This window comes from Streptomyces sp. NPDC058751 (assembly GCF_042746485.1).
Classification (GTDB): Bacteria; Actinomycetota; Actinomycetes; order Streptomycetales; family Streptomycetaceae; genus Streptomyces.
The window spans coordinates 129,043-151,003 of sequence record NZ_JBHYPZ010000019.1; the positions used below are offsets into that span (position 1 = coordinate 129,043).

Consider the following 21,961-nt stretch of genomic DNA (forward strand, 5'->3'; position numbering starts at 1 on the left):
CGCCTTCCCGGTCACTCCGCCTCGCTCGCCATCGCGTTGACCGCGGCGGCGGCGATGGCACTGCCGCCGCGCCGGCCCCGTACGATCAAGTGGTCCAGGCCCAGGGGGTGTTCGGCGAGGGCGTCCTTCGATTCGGCGGCGCCGACGAAGCCGACGGGCACGCCGATGACCGCGGCGGGGCGCGGTGCGCCCTCCTCGATCATCTCCAGGAGACGGAAGAGCGCGGTGGGAGCGTTGCCGACGGCCACCACGGCGCCCTCCAGGCGGTCGCGCCACAGCTCCAGGGCGGCCGCGCTGCGCGTGGTGCCCAGTTCGGCCGCCAGGCCCGGCACCGACGGGTCGGAGAGCGTGCAGATCACGTCGTTGTCCGCGGGCAGCCGCTTGCGGGTGATCCCGCTCGCGACCATGGAGACGTCGCAGAGGACCGGCGCGCCCGAACGCAGGGCCTCGCGGGCGCGGGCCACCACCTGGGGCGTGTGGGCGAGGTCGCGGACGAGGTCCACCATGCCGCAGGCGTGGATCATCCGGACCGCGACCTGGCCGACATCGGCGGGCAGCGCCGTGAGGTCCGCTTCCGCGCGGATGGTGGCAAAGGACTCGCGGTAGATGGCCGCGCCGTCCTTCTCGTAGTCGAACACTGTCTTCTCGCCCATCCGTTGACGTTCCGGTCGCGTGCCGCCGCCGGAGACCGACCGGAGGGCGCGGGTACGGGCGCGAGCATACCGATCATCACGGGAGCGCCGTTCTGTCCGGGCTGTCCGGGCCGAAGCGGGACGTCCGGGCCGAAGCGGGCGTCCGGCCCGTGGTCCGGGGGACGAGCGGCGGGCCGGGACCGGCGGCCCCGGCCCGCTCCGTGCGGCCCGGGCCGCGGTGCCCCCGGGAGCCGCCGGCCAGGGGATCCGGGATCGCCGCGGTGCCGACGCGAGCGCTCCGAAGTCCCCTGGCCGGGAAGGGGCGGTCTCAGGGAGAGTTCTGGGAGCTCTCCACCGCCTCGCTCAGCGACAGCGCGAACCGGCCCTCCGCGTCCGTCCACCAGTGGGTCAGACCGAAGCCCGCCGCGGCCAGTTCACCGCGGACACCGTCCGCGCGGAACTTCGCCGAGATCTCGGTCCGCAGTTCCTCGCCCTCCGTGAAGTGGACCGCCAGGTCCAGTGCCGGGATCTTCACGGTCTGCGTGACGCGCGACCGCAGCCGCATCTCGATCCACTCGTTCTCGGGGTCCCAGAGCGCCACGTGCTCGAAGGCGTCGAGGTCGAAGTCGGCGCCGAGTTCACGGTCGACGACGCTCAGCACGTTCTTGTTGAACGCCGCCGTGACCCCGGCCGCGTCGTCGTAGGCGGTGACGAGCACCGACGCGTCCTTGACCAGGTCGGTGCCGAGCAGCAGGGTGTCGCCGGGCGACAGCAGGGACCGTACGGACGCCAGGAACGTCGCGCGCTCGGCGGGGAGCAGATTGCCGATCGTGCCGCCGAGGAAGGCCACGAGCCGCGGCCCGGGGGTGTCCGGGAGCGTGAGACCGTCGGTGAAGTCGGCGATCAGCGCGTGGACGTTCAGGCCGGGCCGCTCGGCGATCAGCGCGTGACCGGCCTGCGTGAGCGCGCTCTCGCTGACGTCCACCGGCATGTAGGTGTGCAGCTCCGGCATCGCGTCCAGCAGATGGCGGGTCTTCTCCGACGATCCGGAACCGAGCTCGACGAGCGTGCGCGCTCCGCTCGCCGCGGCGATCTCGCCGGCCCGCGCGAGCAGGATCTCGCGTTCCGCCCGCGTCGGGTAGTACTCGGGGAGTTCGGTGATCTTCTCGAAGAGCGCGCTGCCGTGGGCGTCGTAGAACCACTTCGGCGGCAGGGTCTTGGGCAGGTGTCCGAGGCCGTGCAGGACGTCGGCGCGCAGTGCCGCGTCCGTGGCGTCCTCGGGAAGGGTGCGGGTCAACAGGAACGGACTCACGTACGGGGCTCCTTGTGCTGTGCGGACGCCATGCGCTGTGGGGACGCCATGTCGTCGCTCGTGTCCTTGAGCGGGGTGAGCAGTACCTCGGTGCGGTTCGCGGTCAGAAGGGTGTGGTCGGGGACCTCCCGCCAGAGCGGGTCGTCGTCGTGCGGCTCGGAGGCCACGAGGACGCGGCGGCCGGGCTCGGCCAGATACCAGAGGGTGTCGCCCCAGGCGGTCGCGGCGATCGCCTCGCCGTCGGTGAGCAGCAGGTTGAGCCGGGATCCGGGGGCCGCCTCGGCGACCTCCAGGACGGTGTCGGCCAGCGCCTGTCCTCCCTCGTCACCGGCACGCAGCCGGTGCAGGACCAGGGCCCACACGAACGCCGAGTCGCACCGGGCCTCCAGCGACAGCAACTCGGCCGGAGGCAGGCCCGCCGCGAGCGGGGCGAGGCTGCCGGGCCAGCCGCGGACGGCACCGTTGTGGCTGAACAGCCAGGGGCCCGCGGCGAACGGCGCCGCCGCGGCCTCCCCGTCCGCGCCCGCCACGGTCGCGTCCCGCACCGCGGCGAGCAGCGCCCGCGTCGCGACCACCCGGGCCAGGTCCGCGAACGACGGGTCGCCCCAGATCGGTCCCGTGCGCCGGTAGCGGGCCGGCACCGGGTCCCCCTCGGCGTACCAGCCCACCCCGAAACCATCGGCGTTGACGGTGCCGTACCGCTGGCGCCGGGGCGCCCACGACTGCCGGTACAGGCCGTGCTCCGGTGTCACGAGGAGCGTGCCGAGCCTCTCCTCGCCTCCCAGGAAAGCCAGATGACGGCACATCAGGAATCTCCGTCGCGGGCCGTGCGGAACCCGGAGAAGATCTGCCGCCGGACCGGATAGTCCCAGTTGCGGAACGTACCCCGGCAGGCCACCGGGTCCACCGCGAACGAACCGCCGCGCAGCACCTTGTACTCGGGGCCGAAGAACACCTCCGAGTACTCCCGGTAGGGGAAGGCGACGAACCCGGGGTAGGGCGCCAGATCGCTCGACGTCCACTCCCACACGTCACCGATCAACTGCCGTACGCCGAGCGGCGAGGCGCCCGCCGGATAGCTTCCCGCCGGGGCCGGACGCAGATGGCGCTGGCCCAGGTTGGCGTGGACCGGAGAGGGGTCCTCGTCGCCCCACGGGTAGCGCGTGGAACGGCCGGACACCGGGTCGTGGCGGGCGGCCTTCTCCCACTCGGCCTCGGTGGGCAGCCGGCGCCCCGCCCAGCGCGCGTACGCGTCGGCCTCGTACCAGCACACGTGCAGCACCGGCTCCTCGGGCGGCACGGCCTCCGTCACCCCGAACCGGCGCCGCAGCCACTGTCCGCCCTCGCGCCGCCAGAACAGCGGCGCCTCGATGCCGTGCGCGCGGACGTGCTCCCAGCCCGCGGGAGTCCACCAGCGCTCCTCCCCGTAGCCGCCGTCCTCGATGAAGGCCTGGTACGCGGCGTTGGTGACCGGGGTGGTGTCGATGAAGAACGACGGGACCGTGCGCCGGTGCGCGGGGCGCTCGTTGTCGAGCGCCCACGGTTCGGTGGAGGTGCCCATCACGAACGGGCCCCCGGGCACCAGGACTTCGGCGGGGCCGGTGAACGGAGCCGCGGGCGCGGGGTCGGGTGCCGTGAGGGCGGCGGGCCCCCTGCGGAGCTGATGGGTGATCAGCATGGTCTCGTCGTGCTGCTGTTCGTGCTGCGCGATCATGCCGAACGCGAACCCCGACTCCGTGAGCCGGGTGCCCTCGAACGCGGCGCTCTCCAGGACGTCCAGCGCCCGGCCCCGCACCTCGGCCGCGTACAGCCGGGCCTCGGCGGGCGGCAGCAGCGGCAGCGAGGGCCGTTCGGCGCGTGAGTGCTCGAACGCGTCGTAGAGCCCGTCGATCTCGGGCCGCATCGCCTCGCGCCCCGCGACCGCCCGCAGCAGCCACAGCTCCTCCTGGTTGCCGATGTGCGCGAGGTCCCACACCAGCGGGGACATCAACGGCGAGTGCTGCGCGGTCAGATCGGGGTCCTCCACGCAGGAGGTGAGCAGGGCGGTGCGGTCGCGGGCGGTGGTGAGCGCGTCCAGAGCGCGCTGCCGGAGCGACTCCGGATCCGTGCGCGGATCGGAAGCGGTCGTGCCGGTCATGTGGTCATGTCCTTCCCGTCGGACGCGGACGCGCCGACCAGGTCGTCGGCGGGGCAGCGGCCCCGGGCCACGTAGCGGCCGGTGAAGTCGGCCACCGCGTCCAGTACTTCGGTGGTGGCGCCGAGCCGGGGCAGCGCCTCGTACGCGGCCGCGAAACAGACCGCCGCGGCCTCGCGCAGCTCCGGGTCGGCGAGGCCGAACCGTGCCGCGTCCCGCCACAGCGGGTTGCGCGGCGCCGGTGCGGGGCCGGCCCGTTCCGCGAGGGGCTTGACGGTCCGGTAGGCGATCTCGGCGGCCTCCGGGTCGTCGAAGAGCGCCGCCGTCACCGCGAGCGGCACGATCCAGCCGTCCTCGCCGGGCTGCGCGTCGATCATGCGGAGCTCCAGATGACCGCGCGGCCGCACCGGCGGGAACAGCGTGGTCATGTGGTACGCGAGGTCCGCCCGGTCCGGTGGCGCGGCGGACCGCGTCCAGTCCCGGAAACTGAGGTCCACCGGGACGTCCCAGGGGCTCTCCGGCGCCCGTACGCACATCACCGGGGCGTCCAGCACGTGCCGGGCCCAGGCCGCGCGGGGATCGCCGTCCAGGGGCGGCGCGTCGGTGCGCCCGGGGTCCATCGACGCCCACAGGGACTGGCGCGTGGAACGCCAGCCCGTGTGCCGTCCACGGGCCATCGGCGAGTGGGCGAACGCGGCCACCAGGACCGCGCCGAGCTGATGGGCCAGCCACCAGCGGCGCCCGTGTCCGAGCGGGCCCGGTTCCTCGTAGCCGGCGTCCAGGCACACCTGGACCGAGGCCGACGTGCACATCATGGCGCGGCCCTCGGGGCCCGCGCGGTCGAGACACCGCTCCATGGCGTCGTACCTGGGCTCATGGAGGTAGCGGCTGGGGGAGTTCCAGGGGTCCTGGCCGAAGCCGCTGAGGCCGAGGCCCGCCTCGCGCAGGACGGCGCGTACGGCGTCCAGGTCGGCCGAGACGGACCCCACGCACTCCATCAGGGAGGTGGCGGGAGCGGAGCTGAGTTCGAGCTGTCCGCCGGGTTCGACGGTGAGCGCCGAACGCAGGGGCAGGGTCCGCAGTGCGGCGTACGCCGCTTCGAGTCGTTCATGGGGTACCGGGAGCCGCGGCTCCCGCAGCTCGTGGACGAGCCATTCCACCTCGACACCGAGGAAACGGGGCGGACCGGTCTTGAAGCAGATGCCCCGTACCAGTGCTTCCACCTCGGCCTCGGTGACCGTGGAGCGCGGCCACTCCGTACAGTCACTCACCGAATCGGACATGTCTGGATCCTCCTGAGATTCACCATGCCGCCGGCCCGGGCCCGGTGGGCCGGGCCGGCAATGACCGTTCCACCCAAGACCCTCTCAGCGGTTCGCACAAGGGTGCAAATCCGTTCTTCCGGGATCGGTGAGCATTGTTCGCGGGGCCGTGAAACTCTGTTGCGCCGCACGACCAGCATCACTCACGATGCGTTCATGGGCACGACGGGGGAACGCACGCAGGCCGCGTCCGTGGCGCGTACGGGGGTGGCGCCATGAGCGCGCGCCTGCGTGCGATCGCCCGGGAGACCGAGGAGATCGTGGCGGCCGGCGGCTACCGCGGCCCGTCCGGGCGCGCGGTGTCCATCGCCGCCGCGGTCGGGGCGGCGCGGGCCGGGACGCTGCTGCACGGACCGGAGCCGGTGGGGACACCGTCGGTGACGCCGGCCGTGACATCGTTCGAGGTCACGGGCGAGAGCAGCCTGGAGGCGGCCCGTCGGCTGGTCTCCGGGGGCGGGGACCCGGTCGCGGTGCTGAACTTCTCCTCGGCGCGCAATCCCGGCGGCGGCTATCTGAACGGCGCGCAGGCCCAGGAGGAGGCCCTGTGCAGGGCCTCCGCGCTGTACACGTGCCTGCTGGAGGCCCGGGGTTTCTACGACCACCACCGTGCCCACCGTGACCCGTTCTACACGGACCGTGTCATTCACTCACCCGGTGTGCCGGTGTTCCGGGACGACCGCGGCAAGCTCCTCGACGAGCCGTTCCCGGTGGGTTTCCTGACCTCGGCGGCCCCGAACGCCGGGGTCGTCCTGCGCACCGCCCCGGAGCGGGCGTCCGGTCTGCCGGGCGCGCTGGCGGTCCGCGCCGAGCGCGTCCTGGAGACGGCCGCCGCCCACGGCTACCGCCGCCTGGTCCTCGGGGCCTGGGGCTGCGGGGTGTTCCGGAACGACCCGGCGCAGGTGGCGCGGGCCTTCAGCGGAGTGCTGGCCGGGGGCCGCCTGGAGGGGTACTTCGACCACGTGGTGTTCGGCATCCTGGACCGCACGCCGGGCCGGACCACCCGCGCGGCGTTCGAGCAGGTGTTCGCTCCCGAGCCCCATCCGGCGTGAGCCCCGCCGGGCACCACGCCCGGCACCTCGCAACCGTCACGGCCCGCACGGTCCGCGCCGCGCCCGCGCGCCCGGGTCTCGCGCGCCCGGGTCCTACGCCGTCCAGAGCCCGCGTTGCCCGGGTCCTGCGCCACCCGGGTCCCGCGTTGCCCGGGTCCTGCGCCACCCGGGTCCTGCGTTGCCCGGGTCCTGCGTTGCCCGGGTCCTGCGTTGCCCGGGTCCTGCGCCACCCGGGTCCTGCGTTGCCCGGGTCCTGCGCCACCCGGGTCCTGCGTTGCCCGGGTCCTGCGTTGCCCGGGTCCTGCGCCACCCGGGCGTCCCGGGTCCTGCGGGGGTCTCCGCGTCGCGCGGCCGTCGCCGGGGGGCGTTCAGCGCCAGCCGTGCCGTTCCCGCAGCCGGTGGACCACGGAGTTGAACCGCATGCGGTCCAGCGCGCAGGCCTCCCGGCGCATCCCCTCCTCGTGCAGCCGCAGCACGCGCTCCGCGTTCACCCAGGAGTCCCGCCCGGTCCGGTCCCACGGCCCGCTGCCGATCGCGACCCACTCGCGGTCGCCGTTGTGCGCCTTGCTGGAGAGCTGGACGGCGAGCAGCGTGCCCCCGGCCTCCCGGGCCACGACCAGCACCGGGCGGTCCTTGCCCCGGCCGTCGTTCTCCTCGAAGGGCACCCACGTCCAGACGATCTCACCGGGATCGGGGTCGCCGTCGTGCGCCGGGGAGTACTCGGTCTTCACGGGGCCGACCTCGCGGGGCTCGGCCTCGGTGGTCGCGGTGGGGCCGTAGCGGCCGGGGACGTGTTCTTCGGTCTCATCGGTAAACGCGTTCACGCGGGCCACGGTAGAGCCTGCGTTCGAGGCCGGGGCGGGCGGGTCCGGAGCCGGAGGGCACCGCGCGCGGCCGGGACCTGCCCCAACTCCCCGGCGGCACCTGCCGCACACGTCGGCAAAACGGTGTCGGGCGTACGGGAGCCGTGGCCCGACTCCCGTACGCCCGGGCCCTAGTCCTTCTCGACGGGCACCTTCTCGCTCACCGTCGGCGCGAACCCGTTGAGCTCCGCCGCCGGGTTCCCGGCCGGGTTCCCCTCCGGGTTCATCGAGGCGAGCAACTGGCGTGCCAGGCCCAGGCCGGTGCCTCCCATGGTGAGCGCCTTGGCGAACAGGTCCGACATGCCGTCGGCCCCGTTGAACAGCACCATGTGATCCACGTTGCCGAACGCGCTCGCGCCCGCCTGGACGATCTCCGGCCAGTTCTCGGCGAGTTGCTGGGCGACCACGGCCTCCTGGTTCTCGGCCAGCGCGGCGGCCCTGGCCTGGATGGCCTCCGCCTCCGCGAGACCCTGGGCCCGGGTCGCCTCGGCCGTCGCCAGACCCTTGGCCTGCGAGGCGGCGGCCTCGGCCTCACCGGTGGCCCGGGTCGCCTCGGCGGCCGCGGCACCGCGTGCCTTGGTCGCCTCGGCCTCGGCGTTCGCCGCCGTCTTGACCCGGGTCGCCTCGGCCGCCGCGGCGAGCTCGGTCTCCCTGGCCTTGGCCTGCGCCGCCGAGATCCGCGCGTCACGCTCGGCCTCGGCCCGCGCCCGGATCTCGTACGCCCTGGCGTCCGCCGGCTTGCGGACGTCCGCCTGGAGCTGCTGCTCACGGCGGTGCGCCTCGAGTTCGGCGACCCGCGTCTCCTGGACGACGACGTCCTGCTGAGCGGCCGCCGCGGCGAGCGGGCCGGCCATCTGGGCCTTCGCCGCCGCCTTGTCCCGCTCGGCCTGGTAGCCGGCCTGCTGGATCTCGCTGTCCCGGGTCGCCTCCGCCATCCGCGCCGCGGCCTTCTGCTCGGCCTCGGTGGCCAGCCGGTTCGCCTCGGCCTGCGCGATGCGGGCGTCACGCTGGACGGCGGCGGCGTGCGGCATGGCCAGGTTCCGGATGTACCCGGTCGGGTCCTCGATCTCGTGGATCTGCAGCGAGTCGACGATCAGGCCGAGCTTCTCCATCTCCGTACCGCAGGCGGCCCGGGTCTGGCCGGTCAGTTTCTCCCGGTCGCGGATCATCTCCTCGACGGTCAACCCGCCGACGATGGACCGCAGATGACCGGCGAACACGTTGTGCACCCGCTCCGCCATCATCTTCTGCTGGTCGAGGAAGCGGCGCCCCGCGTTGGCGATCGACACGAAGTCGTCGCCCACCTTGAAGATGACCACGCCCCGCACCTTGAGCGGAATGCCCTGGGTGGTCACGCAGTCCACGTGCAGTTCGGTCTCGTTGAGGTCGAGCGAGATCTTCCGCACCGCCTGCACACCGGGCAGCACCAGCGTGCCGCGCCCCGTCACGATGCGGAACCCCATGCCTTCCCCGAGACCTTCGGTCCGATGCTTCGAACCGGAGATGATCAGCGCTTCGTTGGGTTCCGCGACGCGCCACATGAGTTTGAAGACCACGACGAACAAGATGAGCGCGAGGACGGCAGCCCCCGCGACGACGCCGACGACCATCGGCATACGCCCCCTTTGGATGGTGCCCTTTCGGCACCGAACGAACGGGAGTGTGCTCCTCGCCGGCGACGGGGTACAGGGACGCGGGGATCCTTGTTGCGTTCTTGACGCATACGGTTCTCACCCGGGACGAGGGCGGCTCGGCCGGCCCCGCCCGGGACGGGGACGGCTCAACCGGCGTACGCGGCCGAGACGTACACCGTGCGCGGCGGCAGGTACTCCACCACCGTCACCACCGTGCCCCGTTCGAGACGGTCCTGCGGCAGCGCCGGGTACGCGAGGAAGTGCTCGGCGCCGCCGCGCACCCGGACCATCACCTCGCCGACGAGCCCCGGGCCGACCGTGCCGGTGACCCGTCCCGTCAGACCCACCATCGAGGCATCGTCCATGGCCACAGCGTAAGGCCCGAAGCCCCTCACGCGGCCGGGGAGTTCGCGGCCGCCTCGTGCGGAGGCCACCGTTCGTGCCAGCGCAGGTCCGCCTCCAGCTGCGCGGCCAGCGACACCAGCAGCGGCTCGCTGTCCGCCGGGCCGAGCAACTGCGCGCCGACCGGGAGCCCTTCGCCGACGAAGCCCGCGGGGACGTTGACGCCCGGCCAGCCGAGGACGTTCCACGGCCAGGCGTACGGGCAGGCGGCGATCATGGCACGGTCGGTGCGCAGGCCGCTCAGGCCGAGCATCGAGCCTATGGCCGGCGGGGGAGCGGCGGTGGTCGGCGCGAGCAGTACGTCGTAGGTGTCGAACAGCGCCCCGACGCTCTGTTGCAGCGCGGCCTCGGCCCGGCGGGCCGCCCGCAGCGGCGCGCCGCCGAGCAGCCGGCCGAAGCGCGCCGCGCCGTGCGTGCGCCGGTCCAGGAGCTCGGGGAACGGTACGGCGCGCACGTGTTCGGCGATCCCCGCCGTGGCGCGCGGGACGAACGTGAGCCCGATGGGCCCGTAACGCGGATCGGCCTCCTCGACCGTGTGCCCGAGCACGGCGAGCCGCTCCGCGAGCGCGATGACCTTCGCCCGTACGGCGGGGTCGAGCCGGGCGGGCAGCGCGGTGAAGGGCGGTTTCAGCGACAGCGCGATACGCAGCCGGCCCGGGTCGCGGCCCACGGCGTCGTGGACGCGCAGCGCCGCGGGCCGGTGCAGGTCCCCCTCGTGGCTGCCGCTCGCCGCGTCGAGCAGCAGGGCGGCGTCCGCGACCGTACGGGCGAGCGTGCCGTTGACGGTGATGCCGTGGAAGGACTCCGGGCGCGGCCAGGTCGAGATCCGGCCGCGCTGCGGTTTGATGCCGACCAGATGGGTCCAGGCGGCCGGGATGCGCACGGAGCCCGCGCCGTCCGAGCCCAGCGCCGCGGGCACCAGACCCGCGGCCACCGCGGCCGCGGAACCCCCGGACGAGCCGCCCGGGGTGTGCCCGTGGTGCCAGGGGTTGCGGGTCGCGCCGAAGGCGGGGCCCTCGGTGAAGGGCCACTGGCCCAGCTCGCAGGTGTTGGTCTTGCCGACCACGACGGCCCCGGCCGCCCGCAGCCGGCGGACCGCCTCGCCGTCCTCGGCCACCGGCGGGAAGTCCCCCGCGCAGCCGAACGCGGTCGGCGCGCCGGCCACGTCCATGTCGTCCTTGACCGCGACCGGCACTCCGAGCAGCGGCCTGCGCACGCCGGCGGCCAGCTCCGCGTCCGCCGCGTCGGCCTCCGCGAGGGCGGCCTCGGCGCGCACCAGCCGGAAGGCGTTCACCGTGGGCCGGGCCGCCTCGATCCGGGCGAGCGCCCGCTCGACCAGCTCGCGCGAACCCACCTCGCCCGAGGCCAGCGCACGCGCGCTCTCCGTCAGCCCAGGGGCACGGTCGGGAGCCATCCGGTTCACCTCCGAAACGGTCGTCTACCGAACGGTAACCTCTGGACCGGCTCGGCGGTACCGGGCGCTCAACCTCCTTTACGGAGGCGGGAGTTCCGTAAATCCGGGGCTCGATCGGGTGCCCCTGCGCGAGCGCTCTCCGGGCCCTCTGCAAGGATGCGTCGCGTCATGGTGCAGATACCGAAACAGTCCGCCGCCCCGTCGGCGCCCGTACGACGGCCCGTACCGACCAGTGCCGACGTGGCACGCCTCGCGGGTGTCTCCCGCGCGACCGTCTCGTACGTCCTGAACAACACCAGTGCCGTCCGGATCAGCGAACCCACCCGGCGCCGGGTCCGTGAGGCGGCCGAGGAACTCGGGTACGTTCCGCACGCGGCCGCCCGCAGCCTGCGCGCCGGACACAGCCGCATGGTCCTGATGCCCGCCCCGGCCGTTCCCGTCGGCCCGCTCTACCACCGGTTCTTCGCCGAACTCCAGTCGGAACTCGGCCGGCTCGACTACACCGTCGTGCAGTACGGCAGCGTCGGCCTGCGCGGCGACGAGGCCGCCCGCGCCTGGGCCGAACTGCGCCCGGTCGCCGTCCTGGTGCCCGGCAGCGGTCTCGGTCCGCAGGGCGTGGCGGTCCTGAAGCGGGCCGGTGCCCGCGCGGTTGTCACCCTGGGCCCCGAACGGGTCGAGGGCGCCCACGCGTTGCTCATGAACCACGACCAGGTCGGCCACTGCGCGGGCGTCCACCTGCTGGCCGCGGGCCGCCGCCGGATCGGTGTGGTGATGCCCGAGGAGAGCGGCCTGGACGTCTTCTCCGGGCCCCGCCTCGACGGCGTCCGGCGGGCCCTGCGCGGCACGGACGCGACGGTGACCGAACTGCCGCTGGCGTACGAGGAGGAGGCCGCCGCCCGGCTCGCCGCGCGCTGGCGTTCCCTCGGCCTCGACGCGGTCTTCGCGTACAACGACGAGTACGCGATGCTCCTCATGCGCGCCCTCCAGGACGAGGGCGTCGCCGTGCCGGAGGAGACCGCGGTCGTCGGCGCCGACGACCTCATGCTCGGCAGGCTGCTCCGGCCCCGGCTGAGCACCGTGCACCTCGACCTGCCCTCGGGGCGCGACCTCGCCGACCTCGTCGACCGCGCGGTCCGTGAACCGGGCGCGGAGCCCGAGACGCACGAAGTGCTCGGCGCGCGAGTGGTGCACCGCGCGTCGAGTTGAGGGAGGCTGGTGCCGCGACAGGCGAGGTCCGCCGTCCTCGCGGCACCGGGCCCGTCCGCCCGGCCCGTGCGCGGCGGGGCCGGCCCCGTGCCGGAACTGGGCCCCGGCGGCATCGGACACCGGAGGCGTGTCATGCGGACGACGGTCGGCATCATCGGCGCGGGCCCGGCGGGACTTCTGCTGGCCCGTCTGCTGCACCGGACGGGGATCGACTGTGTCGTCCTGGAGAGCAGGACGCGCGCGTACGTCGAGCGCCGCCAGCGGGCCGGGATGCTGGAGCAGGGCACGGTCGACGCCCTGCGCGAGTGCGGGGCGGGCGGACGGCTGGACGCCGAGGGCATGGTCCACCACGGGATCGAGCTGCGCTTCGAGGGCGAACGCCATCACATCGACTTCCCCGGGCTCACCGGCGGCCGAACCGTCACGATCTATGCCCAGACGGAGATCGTGAAGGATCTCGTCGCCCTCCAACTCGCGGACGGGCCGACCCTGTTGTTCGAGGCCGAGGCGCTCGCCGTGGAGGGGCCGGAGACGGCCTCCCCCGTCGTGCGGTTCGCGCACGAGGGGAACGAGCGCACGCTGCGCTGCGACTGGGTGGTGGGCTGCGACGGCGGCCACGGTGTCGCGCGCGCCGCGTTCCCCGCCGGGACGGGCCGCTCGTACGCGTACGACCACCCGTACTCCTGGCTCGGCGTCCTCGCCGATGTGCCGCCCTCCTGCGAGGAGTTGGTCTACGCCCGGGGCACCACCGGCTTCGCCCTGCACAGCATGCGCTCCCCGTCGGTGTCCCGGCTCTACCTCCAGGTCCCGAACGGCACCGACGCGGGCGACTGGCCCGACGAGCGGATCTGGGACGAACTGGCCGCGCGTTTCGAGGTCGCCGGCGACTGGCGGCTGGAACGCGGTCCCGTCACCGCCAAGTCGGTCACTCCCATGCGCAGTTGGGTCCACGAGCCGATGCGCCACGGGCGGCTGCTCCTGGCCGGGGACGCCGCCCATATCGTGCCGCCGACCGGCGCCAAGGGGCTCAACCTCGCGGTGTCGGACGTACGGATCCTGGCGCGCGCGTTCGCCGGACTGCACCGCACCGGGTCGACGGAACTCCTGGACCGGTACTCGCGGACGGCCCTGGAACGCGTGTGGCAGGCCACGCGCTTCTCGTACGACATGACCAGGATGCTGCACGCGCATCCGCACGAGGACGCCTTCGAACGCCGGTTGCAGCTCGCGCGGCTGCGCCGGATCACGGAGTCCCGTTCCGCCGCCGCCGAACTGGCCGCCAACTACACGGGACTTCCGCTGGCACCCCGGCCGCGGGAGGCCGCGGAGTCCCGCCGCTGACCGGTGGACGGCCGGCCCGTCGGCGACCGGCTCACGCGGCCCGGGCGCCCGGGAGCGTGCCGGGGCCCTATTCGGCCTTCTCCGCCTGCTGGGCGGCGACCGACCTGCGCACCTCGTCCATGTTCTGCTTCCGGGCCCACTCGATGACCTCGGTCAGGTCGGTCGAGCGCAGCGCGCCGGGCTGGGCGAAGATCGCGACCTGGTCGCGGACGATCATCAGGGTCGGGATCGACCGGATGTCGAAGGCCGCGGCCAGTTCCGGCTGCGCCTCCGTGTCGACCTTGGCGAACACCAGGTCGGGGTTGGCCTCGGCGGCCTTCTCGTAGACCGGGGCGAACTGACGGCACGGCCCGCACCACTCCGCCCAGAAGTCGATCAGGACGAACTCGTTGTCCGTGACCGTCTGGTCGAAGTTCTCCTTGGTGAGTTCGACGGTGCTGCTCATTCCATTTCCCTCTTCCTCGTGTCCGGGTCACGCCGGTCAGCACAACGCCACCCACCAGGGGTCTATTCCGGACGAGTACCCATGTGGCCCCGGCGCATACCGCGTGGCACCGGGGTGTACACCGCGTGGCGCGGGGGCGCACCGTGTGGCCACGGGGCGCGCGGGCAACCAGACTGGACCCCATGACGGAAACGGAATCCATCGTGTACGACGTCGTGGTGCTCGGTGCCGGACCCGTGGGGGAGAACGTCGCCGACCGCGCCCGCGCCGCGGGCCTCTCGACCGCGGTCGTGGAGAGCGAACTGGTCGGCGGCGAGTGCTCGTACTGGGCGTGCATGCCCAGCAAGGCCCTCCTCCGCCCGGCCATCGCCCGCGCCGACGCCCGCCGCGTCCCCGGCCTCGCCGCCGCCGTGCAAGGCCCCCTCGACGCCTCCGCGGTGCTCGCCCACCGCGACTGGTTCACCTCGGACTGGAAGGACGACGGCCAGCTCGCCTGGCTGGACGGCATCGGCGCCGACTTCCACCGCGGACACGGCCGGCTCGCCGGAGCGCGCACCGTGACGGTCGACGGGCCCGACGGCGAACGCAAGGTGCTGACCGCCCGGCACGCGGTCGCGGTCTGCACCGGCACCCGCGCCCAGCTCCCCGACCTCCCGGGCCTCGACCGGGTCAAGCCGTGGACGAGCCGCGAGGCCACCAGCGCGCACGCCGTGCCCGGGCGGCTGATCGTGGTGGGCGGCGGGGTCGTCGCCGCCGAGATGGCCACGGCCTGGCAGGCGCTCGGCTCCGAGGTCACCCTCCTGGTCCGCGGCAAGGGCCTGCTGCCCCGCATGGAACCCTTCGCCGGAGAACTGGTCGCCGAGGCCCTGGCCGAGGCGGGTGCGGACGTGCGCACCGGCACCTCGGTGACCGCCGTCTCGCGCGAGGGCTCGACGGTGGTCACCCTCACGGACACCGGTGACCGCATCGAGGCCGACGAGATCCTGTTCGCGACCGGCCGCGTACCGCACACCGACGACGTCGGCCTGGAGACGGTCGGCCTGGAACCGGGCGGCTGGATCGAGGTCGACGACAGCCTCCGGGCCGTCGGCAGCGACTGGCTCTACGCGGTCGGCGACGTCAACCACCGTGCGCTGCTCACCCACCAGGGCAAGTACCAGGCCCGGATCGCGGGTGCCGCCATCGCCGCGCGCGCCGCGGGGGTGCCGATCCTGGAGACGGACCCCTGGGGCGCGCACTCCGCCACCGCCGACCACGCGTCCGTCCCGCAGTGCGTCTTCACCGACCCGGAGGCGGCGGCCGTGGGCCTGTCCCTCGCGGAGGCGGAGCGGGCCGGTCACCGGGTCCGGGCCGTGGACGTCGACATGGCCTCGGTGGCGGGCGCCGGACTGTACGCGGACGGCTACCGGGGCAAGGCCCGCATGGTCGTCGACCTCGACCGCGAGATCGTCCTCGGTCTCACCCTGGTCGGTCCCGGTGTCGGTGAGCTCATCCACTCCGCGACCATCGCCGTCGTCGGCCAGGTCCCCGTCGAGCGGTTGTGGCACGCCGTCCCGTCCTACCCGACGGTCAGCGAGGTCTGGCTGAGGCTCCTGGAGGCGTACCGGGACGCGTGAGCCGGACCGCGCGATCCGCTCGCCGCGCGTGGCGGCCCCGGACGGAGGCCGGGGCCGGGTCGCGGCGGGCTCCCCCGGGAGGAGGACGGTCGCACCCGAACGGACCAGCCCCCCGGGGGCGAGCCCGCTCTCCTCGCCCCCGGGGAGGGCGCCGGCCCGTTCGCCGGCATCGTCGTCCGTGAACGGGCCGGGGCCGGGTGTCAGTCCGGAAGGGGGAAGCCCAGTGCTTCGGCCGCCCGTCCCGGTGCCGGCTGGGACCAGAGTTCCGCCACCGCCTGGTTCGAGGACAGCGAGCGCGGTTCCGCGCGGTCGAGGTAGAGCATGCCGTCCAGGTGGTCCGTCTCGTGCTGGACGATGCGCGCGGGCCAGCCGCCGAACACCTCGTCGACGGCCCGCCCGTGCTCGTCGAGCGCCGTCAGCCGCACCTCGGAGTGCCGGGCCACCACGGCCTGCCAGCCCGGAACGCTCAGGCAGCCCTCGAAGAACGCCGCCCGTCCCGGGCCGATCCCCTCGTACGAGGGATTGACCAGCACCCGGAACGGCTGCGGCACCCGCCCGCGCACGAGGCGCACCTCGTCCGGGACCGGCGCCGGGTCCTCGACGACGGCGATCCGCAGCGGCACGCCGACCTGCGGCGCGGCGAGACCGACACCCGGCGCCGCGTGCATCGTGGCGCGCAGGGCGGCGACGAACCGTGCCAGCAGCCCCGGGCCGAGCTGCCCGTCGTACGGCTGAGTGACCCGGCGCAGCACGGGGTCGCCCGCCGCGACGATCGGCAACGGACCCTCGTGGCCGAGGAGTTCCTCGACCAGGTCGTTCAGGGTGATGCGCGGGGCGCTGTGGTCGGGTTCGGATGCCATCGCGCCAGGATGCCAACCCGGACCGACGGGATCGAGGCGGCACGGGGGAAGCCCCGCGACTTTCCTCGTACGGACCGGACCCGGAGCGGGCCCCTTCTCAGGCCTCTTCGAATTCTCAGGCCTCTTCGAAGTCGCCCCCGAGCGCGGACGCGATCCGCAGGTGCGGGACCGCCTCGCCGGGCCGGCCGAGGCGCTGGAGCGTGCGTCCGAGCATCAGCCTGGCGTAGTGCTCGACCGGGTCGAGCTCCACGATCGTGCGCAACTCGGCTTCTGCGCGGCGCAGTTGGGCCGAGTGGTAGTAGGAGCGCGCCAGCAGCAGCCGGGGGCCGGTCTGCTCCGGCACCTCCTCGACGAGCCCGCCCAGCACGCGTGCCGCCGCGGAGTAGTCCTTGGCCTCGAAGAACATCCGCGCCCGCTCCCAGCGTTCCGCGGCCGTCCCGTGGTCGTAGTACGTCGTGTCCACCGCCGACCTCCTTCGGGGGGCCACAACCGCACTGGTCGGTTGAATATTCCACGACCCTGTCGGTTCCGGGCCGTGTGTCCCTCGACAGGCGGATCGGCGGACTGACGGGAGGCGTCCGGCGGGGCTAGGTTGGGCGCCATGAGCAATCTTGACCGGAAGCCGGTTCCCGCCCCCTGCGGCGGCCGTGGGTTCGTGGTGTCCGAGCCGGTGCGCGAACTCCTCAGCCCGCGCCGGGTCAAGCTCGGCGAGTCGACCGAGGTCCGCCGTCTGCTGCCCAACCTCGGCCGGCGCATGGTCGGCGCGTGGTGCTTCGTCGACCACTACGGGCCCGACGACATCGCCGACGAGCCCGGCATGCAGGTCCCGCCGCACCCCCACATGGGCCTGCAGACCGTGAGCTGGCTGCACGAGGGCGAGGTCCTGCACCGCGACTCCACGGGCAGCCTCCAGACGATCCGCCCGCGCGAACTCGGCCTCATGACCTCGGGCCGCGCCATCAGCCACTCCGAGGAGAGCCCCCGCGAGCACTCCCGCCTGCTGCACGGCGCGCAGCTCTGGGTCGCGCTGCCGGACAGCCACCGGCACACCGACCCGCACTTCGAGCACCACGCTGAGCTGCCCGTCGTCACCGCCCCCGGCCTGCGGGGCACGCTCCTGCTGGGCACGCTCGACGGCGCGGCCTCGCCCGGCACGACGTACACGCCGATCGTCGGCGCCGACCTGGCCCTCACGAGCGGCGCGGACGTACGTCTGCCGCTGGAGCCCGACTTCGAGTACGCCGTCCTCTCCATGTCGGGCGAGGCCCACGTGGACGGCGTGCCGGTGCTCCCCGGCTCCATGCTCTACCTCGGCTGCGGCCGCACGGAGCTCCCCCTGCGCGCCGTGAGCGACGCGGCCCTCATGCTGCTGGGCGGTGAGCCGTTCGAGGAGGAGCTGATCATGTGGTGGAACTTCATCGGACGGTCCAACGAGGACATCGCGGAAGCCCGTTCGGACTGGATGACCGGGTCGAGATTCGGCGAGGTCAAGGGCTACGACGGGGATCCCCTGGCCGCCCCCGAACTGCCGCCGGGGCCGCTGAAACCCCGGGGGAGAGTGCGCTGACCTGCATAGACGGCTGGAGCGTGCGATCGCGGCCGTCTTCCGGCCGGCCCGGACCTCCTGGCCTTGCGTGAAGGCTGTGGTGACGGCTGCCAGGATTCCGGAGACCGGTGGCGGGACGCCGCGCGTCTCCAGAGTTCGGCAAGGTGTGGGCGTCTCTGGTAGTCCTCACGCTGACTCCATGCTGACTTTCCTGATGCATCGTCAGTTATTGGTGCATGACGGCTGGGTGGCCACGTAAGCGAGTTCGTGTCGGGCGACGGAGCTGTTCGCGCTTCCCGTGACTGCGGAGCAGCCATGCGGACCGGATGTCGATCGGGAGCCTGTTGTCGAAGCGGCTGTGGCGATGGACGGCCGGGGGCCGGGTTGTGGGAAGTGCACAATCGTGCCCTTGGTCGTCCTGTAATTAGAGGTCATCTCATTTGGCTTGTTCGGTAATCTGTGGGTGTGGGGATCGTTGAGCGGCTGGTGCCGGATGAGTTGTGGGAGTTGTTCCAGCGGGTGGTGCCGGAGGCACCGAGCCGGCCTCAGGGCGGTGGTCGGCGGCGGCACGGTGACCGGGAGGTGCTGGCTGCAATCGTGTTCGTGGCCACGTCGGGCTGCACGTGGCAGCAGCTTCCGTCCACCTCGTTCGGGCCTTCGGGAGCCACTGCTCACCGGCGTTTCACCGAGTGGTCCAAGGCCAGGGTGTGGGCGAAGCTCCATCGCCTGGTCCTGGACGAGCTCGGCTCCCGCGGGGAACTGGACTGGTCCCGCTGCGTGATCGACTCGGTGAACATGCGGGCCCTGAAAAAGGGGGTCTGACAGGTCCGAATCCGGTGGATCGCGGCAAGTACGGGTCGAAGATCCATTTGATCACCGAGCGGACCGGACTTCCTCTGTCGGTGGGCATCTCGGGTGCGAACATGCACGACAGGCAGGGCCTGAAGCCGCTCGTGCGGGGCATCCCGCCGATCCGCTCACGCCGCGGTCCGCGCCGCCGCAGGCCCGGCAAGCTGCACGGCGACAAGGGATACGACTACCGCCACCTGCGGCGATGGCTCCGCAGCCGGGGCATCACTCGCCGCCTGGCCCGGCGCGGCATCGAGTCCTCCACCCACCTGGGCCGTCACCGCTGGGTCGTGGAGCGATCCGTCGCCTGGCTCGTCGGCTGCCGCAGACTCCACCGCCGCTACGAACGCAAGGCCGAACACTTCCTCGCCTTCGCCGCCATCGCCTGCACCCTCATCTGCTACCGCCGACTCACCAAATGAGATGACTTCTTAGCCTTGGTCAACTCGCTGTTCGTTTCTGTTAGGTTGACGCCCTTTGGGGTTGGTCAAGCGGGCCAGCCAGCCATTCCTGATCGGCTGCAAATCACTTTTCGAAGCGGACGGTGGGCGGGGAGGCTGCTGCCATCCGGCATGAACCTGGTGGGCTCCTCACCGGTCATCGCCCGGGTCGGCGTTCCGCCGGGTGAAGTCTGCCCGACGGGGCTGCTGAGCAGGAACTTGGCGTAGGCGCGCTCGATGAGCTTCGGTGTGGTGTCGGCCTTGTCCTTGGTGTCTTCCATGTGCACATCCATGCCGCCCTTCCGGATGTCCGTCACCTTCTCGATCGCGGCCACCACTCGCGGATCGGCCAGACCGGTGCCGGTGGCGGATTTCCGCAGCCGCCCGTCCACCGGACCGGACACCCCCTCGTTCTCGAAACGGGCGCGGAGCCGTTGCAGGGTGCTCAAGCCCACGTCCTCGCCGACCTCCCGTAGCTCGGCCACCTTGGCCAGCTCCCGCTGCCGCAGCGAGTGCACCGCCGGGTCGTACTCGGCCCGCACCGGAGCATGCGGATCGCCGTCCGGACGGCCTGTGAGCAGCTCGGTCAGGTGCCGCTGCCACCACCGGGCCCGCGTCACCGCCTCCTTGGGCAAGCCCTCCAAAACCCCTTCTTCCAGAGGCGGCGGGCGGCCCGGGCCGACGCTGGTGATCACCGCGAAGTCATCGGAGGCGGGCAGATGGCCCAGCAGGACGACGCTCGGGGCCTGGTCATCGGCGATCAGCCGCACCGAGGTGCCGTGCAGGGTGGCGACGGTGTGCTCACGCCCGTCGTAACGGACCCGGTCACCCAGCGACAGCAGCCTCGGCATCCCCGCCCACTTCCTTCGCGAACACGGCCGCAGGCCGTACCGGCGTGGCGGGCGAGAGGAGCCCGTCCTTCAGACCGACGGAGAGTTCCTGGCGCCAGATCAGATGGAAAAGCACGGGCAGCACGGCAATGGGATCACCGACCGCACGGGCCCCAGCCAGCAGCCCGCACGACTCGGTGAACACCGTCGTGAGCGCGGCCACCACCGGCTCCCGCCTCCCCGCGGATGCCGGTAGCCCGACAGCCGGCGCAGATTCGCCGCCAACACTGGATCCTGCACTCCGGCCCGCTCGTAACCCCAGCCGACCTGAGCACAGGCCACGGTCGTGACCGCGAACTTCTCCACGTCGTCCGGCGGGATCAGATCGTCCGGACGTACATCCAGCACCACGACGGTGCCGTCCCGATGCCGTACGAAGTAGTCCGGCGTGTACCTCACCCGCCCGCCATCCCGCCACGACAACCGGAATGGCTGCGAAGCCATCGCTGCCACCCTCACTCGGCGCTGACCAGGTACGACGACCGTAGGTGCCAGGGGCGTCCGGTACCTCAGATTGATTGAGACACGCCAGTAGATGCCCGACATTGAGCGAGGCATACGACCCGATGCCTCATATAGACCGAGACTGCCTCAGCGAGCATGGTGAAGGCCGCAGCCGCCTGTAGCGGGTCTCGAAGCCGCGGATGGCGGTACGCCAGCCAGCCGGTGACCGCCGCGCCCGCGATCACCGTGACGAGAACGAGTGTGCCAAGGACAAGAGTGGACAATGCCATGACTATTTCCTTTCATATCCCCGGAAAGGGGCGGAACGGGCTCTCGCGCTCCCCGCGAGCTCGGGCGGTGAGAGCCGGTCGTCAGTTCTCGCCGTCGTTTTCCTTGCGGCAGGACCGGGGTGGGGATGAGCTGTCCGGTTCGCACACGCGGTTGGCGTCCGCCGCATTGCCGGACAGGTAGCGCCCACGGCAGTCGTGCCTGTGTGTAAGACCTGATCGGTGGCAGAACGCGACGGCGTCGGCGCCTGAGGTGTAGGGGCCGGAGTCGATGACGACCCAGTAGCCAGGGCGCAGGGAGGCGAACCGGTCGCTGTCGATGAGTTCTGCCGTGGGGATCCTTGGTCGCAGGGCGTTGAGAGCTTGTACGCCTGCGGCTCGTCCGTCCGTTTTGGGGATCGACGCGAGCTGGACGATCCAGTGGCCTGTCCCGCGCGTGACAGGTGGTGGGGGGATGGGGGCCGCCGGAGTGGTTGGGGTCACGGCCGGCCGGAGCGGAGGCGGCTCGGCGCTGGGCATCGCGACGATCGTCATGAATCCGACGACCGCCGCCACGGCCGCCGTCGCGAAGCGCCACCCGAACCAGACGCGCAGGTTCGGGACGGAGTTCTGCGGCGCATCGTCGCTGCGGCTACCGTCGTGCCGGATCAGCACCAGGGTCTCCTCGGCCTCGGCCGGAACGACAGCGCCGGTTGCTTCGTCGAAGGGCGCGGTCGTCGTGGCCGCAGCTCCCTGGGGCGTGGCCTCCATGTGGTCGGCCTCGTCCGCGTCTGCGGTCATCCACGCGATGAGTTCTGCCCTGCGGTGCTGGAGGTTGTTGTCGCCGGCGGGCGGGACCAGCGCGTCCGCCTCGCGGATCAGTTCGCCCAGCGACAGCTCGGACTCGTCGAAGCGCTCTTTGCCCTGGTCCATCATCCGCCCTCCTCCGCGGTGACCGGTTTGTCGGAATCTTGTTCTGTGACGGGGTAGAGGCACTCCATCGGCATGCGCACGTGGACGTGCGGCTCGACCGCCGCTCGGATCGCGCGGCCCGCCAGGGCGATGTGTTTGCGCACCCCGGACTGCGCGACCCCCAAAAGCGCAGCGATCTCCGAGGTCGAGTAGCCGGCGAGCCAGTACAGCTGTGCAATCGCCCTTCGTTGACGCGGCAGTTGCTCCATGGCCGTCTGTGCTGCCTCTAAGACACCGTTTCTAATGGCGTGATCACTCGTTGAGCCGTGCATGACTGATCTGGTGGAGCGGTTGGTGCCGGACGAGTTGTGGACGCTGTTTCGG

General features: G+C 72.6%; 23 protein-coding genes. 6 read left to right on the forward strand and 17 right to left on the reverse strand.

Going from position 1 to position 21,961, the window contains the following annotated elements; all coding sequences use genetic code 11:
• Positions 1 to 11 precede the first annotated feature (11 nt).
• The 5 genes from ACFW6B_RS19395 to egtA form a co-directional block, all read right to left on the reverse strand.
• Entirely contained in the window at positions 12 to 653 is a 642-nt protein-coding gene (locus ACFW6B_RS19395) for a precorrin-8X methylmutase (protein WP_386597606.1), read from the reverse strand.
• 307 nt (positions 654 to 960) lie between these two features.
• Complete coding sequence (egtD, locus tag ACFW6B_RS19400) at positions 961 to 1,944, reverse strand: L-histidine N(alpha)-methyltransferase (RefSeq protein WP_386597608.1); 984 nt, start codon at positions 1,942 to 1,944, stop codon at positions 961 to 963.
• The gene (gene egtC, locus ACFW6B_RS19405; protein ID WP_386597610.1) at positions 1,941 to 2,750 is read right to left on the reverse strand and encodes an ergothioneine biosynthesis protein EgtC; all 810 of its coding nucleotides are present in this window, start codon (positions 2,748 to 2,750) and stop codon (positions 1,941 to 1,943) included. The genes egtD and egtC overlap by 4 nt, the downstream gene beginning before the upstream one ends.
• Positions 2,750 to 4,081 (reverse strand): ergothioneine biosynthesis protein EgtB, encoded by a 1,332-nt coding sequence (egtB, locus tag ACFW6B_RS19410; protein ID WP_386597612.1) that lies wholly within the window; start codon positions 4,079 to 4,081, stop codon positions 2,750 to 2,752. Before egtB ends, egtC begins: the two co-directional genes overlap by 1 nt.
• Positions 4,078 to 5,361: an ergothioneine biosynthesis glutamate--cysteine ligase EgtA gene (gene egtA / locus ACFW6B_RS19415; RefSeq protein ID WP_386597614.1), complete on the reverse strand. Its 1,284-nt coding sequence runs from the start codon at positions 5,359 to 5,361 to the stop codon at positions 4,078 to 4,080. The genes egtB and egtA overlap by 4 nt, the downstream gene beginning before the upstream one ends.
• Before the next feature lie 254 nt (positions 5,362 to 5,615).
• On the opposite strand from egtA, the gene ACFW6B_RS19420 reads away from it, so the two are divergent.
• On the forward strand, positions 5,616 to 6,449 hold the full coding sequence (locus ACFW6B_RS19420; RefSeq protein WP_386597616.1) for a TIGR02452 family protein: 834 nt from the start codon (positions 5,616 to 5,618) through the stop codon (positions 6,447 to 6,449).
• A gap of 368 nt (positions 6,450 to 6,817) precedes the next feature.
• Here the strand turns inward: ACFW6B_RS19420 and ACFW6B_RS19425 are convergent, their stop codons facing one another.
• The 4 genes from ACFW6B_RS19425 to ACFW6B_RS19440 all read right to left on the reverse strand — a co-directional run bounded on the left by ACFW6B_RS19425 (position 6,818) and on the right by ACFW6B_RS19440 (position 10,762).
• On the reverse strand, positions 6,818 to 7,273 hold the full coding sequence (locus ACFW6B_RS19425; protein ID WP_386597618.1) for a type II toxin-antitoxin system PemK/MazF family toxin: 456 nt from the start codon (positions 7,271 to 7,273) through the stop codon (positions 6,818 to 6,820).
• A gap of 170 nt (positions 7,274 to 7,443) precedes the next feature.
• Positions 7,444 to 8,928, reverse strand: coding sequence for an SPFH domain-containing protein (locus tag ACFW6B_RS19430; RefSeq protein ID WP_386597620.1), 1,485 nt, complete (start codon positions 8,926 to 8,928; stop codon positions 7,444 to 7,446).
• 164 nt (positions 8,929 to 9,092) lie between these two features.
• Entirely contained in the window at positions 9,093 to 9,311 is a 219-nt protein-coding gene (locus tag ACFW6B_RS19435; RefSeq protein WP_386597622.1) for a hypothetical protein, read from the reverse strand.
• Between the two features lie 26 nt (positions 9,312 to 9,337).
• Positions 9,338 to 10,762 carry an amidase gene (locus ACFW6B_RS19440; protein ID WP_386597624.1) on the reverse strand — a complete coding sequence of 475 codons (1,425 nt, stop codon included), beginning with the start codon at positions 10,760 to 10,762 and terminating at the stop codon, positions 9,338 to 9,340.
• A 168-nt stretch (positions 10,763 to 10,930) separates the two neighbouring features.
• On the opposite strand from ACFW6B_RS19440, the gene ACFW6B_RS19445 reads away from it, so the two are divergent.
• Both ACFW6B_RS19445 and ACFW6B_RS19450 read left to right on the forward strand, forming a co-directional pair.
• Entirely contained in the window at positions 10,931 to 11,968 is a 1,038-nt protein-coding gene (locus ACFW6B_RS19445; protein WP_386597626.1) for a LacI family DNA-binding transcriptional regulator, read from the forward strand.
• A 132-nt stretch (positions 11,969 to 12,100) separates the two neighbouring features.
• The gene (locus ACFW6B_RS19450; RefSeq protein WP_386597628.1) at positions 12,101 to 13,309 is read left to right on the forward strand and encodes a 4-hydroxybenzoate 3-monooxygenase; all 1,209 of its coding nucleotides are present in this window, start codon (positions 12,101 to 12,103) and stop codon (positions 13,307 to 13,309) included.
• 67 nt (positions 13,310 to 13,376) lie between these two features.
• On the opposite strand, the gene trxA is transcribed toward ACFW6B_RS19450, so the two are convergent.
• Positions 13,377 to 13,754 (reverse strand): thioredoxin, encoded by a 378-nt coding sequence (trxA, locus tag ACFW6B_RS19455; RefSeq protein WP_386597630.1) that lies wholly within the window; start codon positions 13,752 to 13,754, stop codon positions 13,377 to 13,379.
• A 182-nt stretch (positions 13,755 to 13,936) separates the two neighbouring features.
• Between trxA and ACFW6B_RS19460 the strand changes: the two genes are divergently transcribed.
• Positions 13,937 to 15,370 carry a dihydrolipoyl dehydrogenase family protein gene (locus tag ACFW6B_RS19460; protein WP_386597632.1) on the forward strand — a complete coding sequence of 478 codons (1,434 nt, stop codon included), beginning with the start codon at positions 13,937 to 13,939 and terminating at the stop codon, positions 15,368 to 15,370.
• A gap of 200 nt (positions 15,371 to 15,570) precedes the next feature.
• Here the strand turns inward: ACFW6B_RS19460 and ACFW6B_RS19465 are convergent, their stop codons facing one another.
• Positions 15,571 to 16,230: a peptide deformylase gene (locus tag ACFW6B_RS19465; RefSeq protein WP_386597634.1), complete on the reverse strand. Its 660-nt coding sequence runs from the start codon at positions 16,228 to 16,230 to the stop codon at positions 15,571 to 15,573.
• A gap of 115 nt (positions 16,231 to 16,345) precedes the next feature.
• Positions 16,346 to 16,693 carry a tetratricopeptide repeat protein gene (locus tag ACFW6B_RS19470; RefSeq protein ID WP_386597636.1) on the reverse strand — a complete coding sequence of 116 codons (348 nt, stop codon included), beginning with the start codon at positions 16,691 to 16,693 and terminating at the stop codon, positions 16,346 to 16,348.
• 138 nt (positions 16,694 to 16,831) lie between these two features.
• Here ACFW6B_RS19470 and ACFW6B_RS19475 point away from each other — a divergent pair, with 138 nt between their 5' ends.
• Both ACFW6B_RS19475 and ACFW6B_RS19480 read left to right on the forward strand, forming a co-directional pair.
• Positions 16,832 to 17,797, forward strand: coding sequence for a pirin family protein (locus ACFW6B_RS19475; protein ID WP_386597638.1), 966 nt, complete (start codon positions 16,832 to 16,834; stop codon positions 17,795 to 17,797).
• A gap of 450 nt (positions 17,798 to 18,247) precedes the next feature.
• Positions 18,248 to 19,047 (forward strand): IS5 family transposase gene (locus ACFW6B_RS19480; RefSeq protein ID WP_386597652.1). Its coding sequence is split into 2 segments (ribosomal slippage): positions 18,248 to 18,583 and positions 18,586 to 19,047, totalling 798 coding nucleotides; the frame shifts between segments, so codons are not numbered across the junction.
• A 65-nt stretch (positions 19,048 to 19,112) separates the two neighbouring features.
• On the opposite strand, the gene ACFW6B_RS19485 is transcribed toward ACFW6B_RS19480, so the two are convergent.
• The 5 genes from ACFW6B_RS19485 to ACFW6B_RS19505 all read right to left on the reverse strand — a co-directional run.
• A complete protein-coding gene (locus ACFW6B_RS19485; protein ID WP_386597640.1) occupies positions 19,113 to 19,916 on the reverse strand; it encodes a hypothetical protein in 804 nt (267 codons plus the stop codon).
• Positions 19,891 to 20,118: a hypothetical protein gene (locus ACFW6B_RS19490; protein WP_386597654.1), complete on the reverse strand. Its 228-nt coding sequence runs from the start codon at positions 20,116 to 20,118 to the stop codon at positions 19,891 to 19,893. The genes ACFW6B_RS19485 and ACFW6B_RS19490 overlap by 26 nt, the downstream gene beginning before the upstream one ends.
• Positions 20,016 to 20,513 carry a TnsA-like heteromeric transposase endonuclease subunit gene (locus ACFW6B_RS19495; RefSeq protein WP_386597641.1) on the reverse strand — a complete coding sequence of 166 codons (498 nt, stop codon included), beginning with the start codon at positions 20,511 to 20,513 and terminating at the stop codon, positions 20,016 to 20,018. The genes ACFW6B_RS19490 and ACFW6B_RS19495 overlap by 103 nt, the downstream gene beginning before the upstream one ends.
• A gap of 257 nt (positions 20,514 to 20,770) precedes the next feature.
• Complete coding sequence (locus ACFW6B_RS19500) at positions 20,771 to 21,601, reverse strand: hypothetical protein (protein WP_386597643.1); 831 nt, start codon at positions 21,599 to 21,601, stop codon at positions 20,771 to 20,773.
• Positions 21,598 to 21,961, reverse strand: a 364-nt coding sequence (locus ACFW6B_RS19505) for an RNA polymerase sigma factor (RefSeq protein WP_386597645.1), incomplete at its 5' end; no start/stop codon positions are given. The genes ACFW6B_RS19505 and ACFW6B_RS19500, both read right to left, overlap by 4 nt.

Bases quoted from the DNA above. Each gene is read 5' to 3' on its own strand.
- ACFW6B_RS19395 (WP_386597606.1), bottom strand. From the start codon at position 653: ATGGGCGAGAAGACAGTGTTCGACTACGAGAAGGACGGCGCGGCCATC.
- egtC (WP_386597610.1), bottom strand. From the start codon at position 2,750: ATGTGCCGTCATCTGGCTTTCCTGGGAGGCGAGGAGAGGCTCGGCACG.
- egtB (WP_386597612.1), bottom strand. From the start codon at position 4,081: ATGACCGGCACGACCGCTTCCGATCCGCGCACGGATCCGGAGTCGCTC.
- egtA (WP_386597614.1), bottom strand. From the start codon at position 5,361: ATGTCCGATTCGGTGAGTGACTGTACGGAGTGGCCGCGCTCCACGGTC.
- ACFW6B_RS19420 (WP_386597616.1), top strand. From the start codon at position 5,616: ATGAGCGCGCGCCTGCGTGCGATCGCCCGGGAGACCGAGGAGATCGTG.
- ACFW6B_RS19430 (WP_386597620.1), bottom strand. From the start codon at position 8,928: ATGCCGATGGTCGTCGGCGTCGTCGCGGGGGCTGCCGTCCTCGCGCTC.
- ACFW6B_RS19435 (WP_386597622.1), bottom strand. From the start codon at position 9,311: ATGGACGATGCCTCGATGGTGGGTCTGACGGGACGGGTCACCGGCACG.
- ACFW6B_RS19440 (WP_386597624.1), bottom strand. From the start codon at position 10,762: ATGGCTCCCGACCGTGCCCCTGGGCTGACGGAGAGCGCGCGTGCGCTG.
- ACFW6B_RS19445 (WP_386597626.1), top strand. From the start codon at position 10,931: ATGGTGCAGATACCGAAACAGTCCGCCGCCCCGTCGGCGCCCGTACGA.
- ACFW6B_RS19450 (WP_386597628.1), top strand. From the start codon at position 12,101: ATGCGGACGACGGTCGGCATCATCGGCGCGGGCCCGGCGGGACTTCTG.
- trxA (WP_386597630.1), bottom strand. From the start codon at position 13,754: ATGAGCAGCACCGTCGAACTCACCAAGGAGAACTTCGACCAGACGGTC.
- ACFW6B_RS19460 (WP_386597632.1), top strand. From the start codon at position 13,937: ATGACGGAAACGGAATCCATCGTGTACGACGTCGTGGTGCTCGGTGCC.
- ACFW6B_RS19465 (WP_386597634.1), bottom strand. From the start codon at position 16,230: ATGGCATCCGAACCCGACCACAGCGCCCCGCGCATCACCCTGAACGAC.
- ACFW6B_RS19475 (WP_386597638.1), top strand. From the start codon at position 16,832: ATGAGCAATCTTGACCGGAAGCCGGTTCCCGCCCCCTGCGGCGGCCGT.
- ACFW6B_RS19485 (WP_386597640.1), bottom strand. From the start codon at position 19,916: ATGCCGAGGCTGCTGTCGCTGGGTGACCGGGTCCGTTACGACGGGCGT.
- ACFW6B_RS19495 (WP_386597641.1), bottom strand. From the start codon at position 20,513: ATGCCTCGCTCAATGTCGGGCATCTACTGGCGTGTCTCAATCAATCTG.
- ACFW6B_RS19500 (WP_386597643.1), bottom strand. From the start codon at position 21,601: ATGATGGACCAGGGCAAAGAGCGCTTCGACGAGTCCGAGCTGTCGCTG.